Annotated in this window: 4 protein-coding genes; 3 read left to right on the top strand and 1 reads right to left on the bottom strand. The window is 73.1% G+C overall.

Translation table 11 applies throughout. The features are described 5' to 3' along the window. A partial coding sequence (locus AB0C29_RS38965) for a hypothetical protein (protein WP_360831550.1) occupies positions 1-374 on the top strand: 374 nt, incomplete at its 5' end. A gap of 4 nt (positions 375-378) precedes the next feature. Further along, on the top strand, positions 379-1,146 hold the full coding sequence (locus AB0C29_RS38960; protein ID WP_360831546.1) for an SDR family oxidoreductase: 768 nt from the start codon (positions 379-381) through the stop codon (positions 1,144-1,146). On the opposite strand, the gene AB0C29_RS38955 is transcribed toward AB0C29_RS38960, so the two are convergent. Further along, positions 1,147-2,079: a hypothetical protein gene (locus tag AB0C29_RS38955; RefSeq protein ID WP_360831543.1), complete on the bottom strand. Its 933-nt coding sequence runs from the start codon at positions 2,077-2,079 to the stop codon at positions 1,147-1,149. A gap of 99 nt (positions 2,080-2,178) precedes the next feature. Between AB0C29_RS38955 and AB0C29_RS38950 the strand changes: the two genes are divergently transcribed. Further along, positions 2,179-3,502 (top strand): AAA domain-containing protein (locus AB0C29_RS38950; RefSeq protein ID WP_360831540.1); only part of this gene is annotated, 1,324 nt, incomplete at its 3' end.

The raw sequence follows: 3,502 nt of genomic DNA, 5'->3' as shown, positions 1-3,502 counted from the left end.
CCGACGTCCCGGTGCTGCTGGCCGAGGTCGCCCGCCTCGACAGCACGCCGGACCAGCTCTGCGGGTACGACGAGCTGGTCACCGGCCTGGCCCGGATCGGTGGGCCGGTCACCGCGATCCTGCGACGGCTCTGGCTCACCCCGCACAGCTTCGAACGCGCGAGCTATCTGCGGGCGTACCGGATCGCTGACCCGGCGGTCGCAGAAAGCCTGCTCGTCGAAGGCCTGTGGGACTGCGAGGAAGGCGTCCGCCGCGTGGCCGCCGAGCACGTGGCGCTCGACGCCGAGACCCGCGAGCGGCTGGGCTACCTGCGCGATGACCCGATGGAGGACGCCGGTGTGCGCGGCGCCGCAGCCGCCCGGCTGGAAAGCTGAGGGCATGGCTTCCTACGTGGTGACCGGCGGTGGACGTGGCGTCGGCCGGGCCGTGGTCGAGCGGCTGGCCGGCGAGCAGGACACCGTGGCCGTACTCGAATTCGATCCGGCGGCGCTGGACTGGGTCGGTGACCATCCGGCCGGCGGGCGGATCCGGCCGGTCATCGGTGACGCCGCCGACCCGGCAATCGCCGAGCAGGCCGCCGCCGTCGCCGCGGCGGCCGGACCGCTCATCGGCTGGGTCAACAACGCCGCCGTGTTCCGCGACGCGTGGCTGCACGAGGTGCCGCCGGCCGAGCTGCTCGCGCTGATCGGCCGCAACCTCGACCCGGTGGTGGTCGGCAGCGCGGCGGCGGTCCGGCACTTCCTGCCGCAGGGCACCGGGGCGATCGTCAACGTCTCGTCCCATCAGGCGCAACGCCCGGTCCGGGGCGCGCTGGCCTACGCCACCGCCAAGGCGGCGATCGAGGGGCTGACCCGGGCGCTGGCCGTCGATTATGGACCCCGTGGCATCCGGGTGAACGCGGTCGCGCTGGGCTCGATCGCCACCGAACGGTCCGACGGTTACGTGGCCGGGCTGGACGAGGCCGGGGCGGAGCATTTCGCGCGCGAGATCCGGCTGCTGCATCCCGTCGGGCGGCTCGGCCGGGTGACCGAGGTCGCCGACGCGGTGGCGTTCCTGCTGTCGCCGGCAGCCTCCTTCGTCAACGGGGCGGTGCTCCCGGTCGACGGGGGCCGCGCCGCTCAGGGGCGCGACCCGGAAGAGGCCTGATCAGGCGGTGCCGGGCAGCAGGCTCGCCGTGGTGAACGGTTCGCGGCGGGCGCGCATGTCGGCGTACGTGGTCACCAGCAGCGGGGCCAGGACCACGTAGCTCACCGCGTAGTACGCCGTCTGCAGCAGCGTGTTGATCACCGTGGCCGTGCTGTTCGGGGTGGTGTAGCTGCCGCCGAGCGTCACGTCGACCAGCGTGGTGACCAGCGTCAGGAGCAGGCTCGCGCCCACGCTCAGGCCGAAGATCGTCGCGATGCGGGCCACCGAGACGCCGATGCTCGCGTGGAAGAGCTGGAAGCAGCGGCCGATGCCGTTGCCGCGTTCCAGCAGGACCACCACCGCCAGCACTGTCAGGGCCGCGCCCACGTAGAACACCGGGAAGAAGCACAGCACCGTCGCGACGATCAGCACCGGGATCGCCAGCAGGTACCAGCCGAGCAGCATCGGGAGGCGTTTCGCGGCGGCCAGCAGGGCCGGGCCCACCAGGTTGCCGGTGCGGCCGGTGGCGGTGAACACCACCACCTGCTGGTTGGCCAGCTGGCCCAGCATGTAGAAGAGGCCGGCCACGGCGGCGGCCGGCAGCAGGACGGTCAGCCCGGCGAAGAACAGGGAGAAGTCCGGCTGGGTGCCCGCGTCGACCGACGCCTGCAGGCTCTCCTGCGCCACCCGCTGCTCGTCCTGGAAGGCCAGCATGGCCGGGAGCAGCAGCACCAGCGTCGGGAGGGAGACGATCAGCTGGATCAGCGCCATCGGCCGCCACGCCGCCTTGAGCAGCCGGAAGCTGCGCTGCCACCAGCCGTTGAAGTCGTTGCTGACCAGCGGGTCGGCCGGATCGAAGCCGACCTGCTGCGGGTAGGGGTAGGGATAGGGGTACGGCTGCTGGGGCTGCGCGTCCCAGCCCTGCCAGTCGCCTTGCGGCGGGTCCTGCGACATGATGTCCCCCGAGGTGTCGAGCCGGCCGCGAAACCATAGCGGTGCCGGCGCCCTCCGCGCCGCCCCTGGTAGCTGCGGACATCGGATAACCTGCGAAGAATGTCCGCGCCGCAGGTTGAGTCGCCCACCGTCATCCGGGACCGGGCCGTCTCCGTCGCGGATTACCTGCTCGCCGTCCGCGCGCACATGGAACGTCCCGCGCGGACGCTGCCCGCTGACGCGTACCGGATGGATGCCCTGCCGGAGCACCCGGCGTGCTCGATCGGACCGGCCGCGGACGGCACCGGCTGGCTGCGGGTCGGCCTGCCGGACCCGCCGGCCCCGGTCGCGGTGCCCGCCGAGCTGCGCCGCCGGCTCAACGAGATCAGCCCGACCGACGAGCCCAAGGCCGACGGCGAGGAGTTCGAGACCTGGCGGGACGAGGTGTGGCGGCCCTGGTCGATCGCCAGCGCCGAGGCCGAGCGGGCCCGGGTGCTGCACCGGCAGCTGTTCGACCTCATGCACCAGGTCGACATGGCCGCCGCCGGCACCGAGCTGGTCTGGGGCCACGGCATCCTGGACACCGTCATCAACGGCCAGCGGGTGCGCTATCCGCTGGTGGCGACGCCGGTGCTCATCGAATACGACCCCGATCGCTCGATGATCACCGTCTCCCCGCAGGGTCCGTCGCGGTTGCAGACCGACGCGCTGGCCGGGCTGGACGAGCGTTACCTCGGCCAGCTCCTGGGCCTGGCCGGGCCGGCCGGCACCCTGGAGGTCGACCTCTGGGACGACCTGGAACGCCGCGAGCTGTTCGAGCGGGCCCTGGGCCGGCTCGGCTACGACCGGCGGGTCGTCGCGCCCGGCGAGACCGCCACCGGCTCGCACATCGTCGACACCGGCGTGCTGTTCGCCCGGCCGCGGCAGCGGTTGCTGCGCGGCTTCCTGGAGAGCCTGCGCGACCGGCTGCTCGCCGGCGACACCACCAGCATCGGCGCGCTGGCCGCGATCGTCGCGCACGAGCCCAGCAAGCTGCGGATGCCCGACGACCGGCCGGAGGACTGGCACCGGGTGGGGGAGCGGCTGCTCATGCCGCTACCGACCAACGAGGCTCAGGAGTCGATCGCCCGCCGGCTCGCGCTGCACCGCAACGTGGCCGTGCAGGGCCCGCCCGGCACCGGCAAGACCCACACGATCCGCAACCTGATCTGCCATCTGATGGCCAACGGCAAGCGGGTGCTGGTCGTCGCGCAGAAGGAGGACCCGCTGCGGGTGCTCCGGGACGGTTTGCCGGCCGAGGTGCAGGCGCTCTGCCTGGCCGTGCTGGGCCGCACCACGGACCAGCTCGTGCAGCTCCAGCTGGCCGCCCGGGAGCTGTCCGACCGGGCCGCCACCCTGGATCAGCAGGCGGAGGCGGGCCGGGTGCAACGGCTCACCCGGCGGC

Origin of the sequence: Actinoplanes sp. NPDC048791, from assembly GCF_040650095.1 — a bacterium.
Taxonomy (GTDB): domain Bacteria; phylum Actinomycetota; class Actinomycetes; order Mycobacteriales; family Micromonosporaceae; genus Actinoplanes.
Note: the sequence above shows the minus strand (reverse complement) of the source record. Positions and strands in the feature narration are given on the sequence as shown.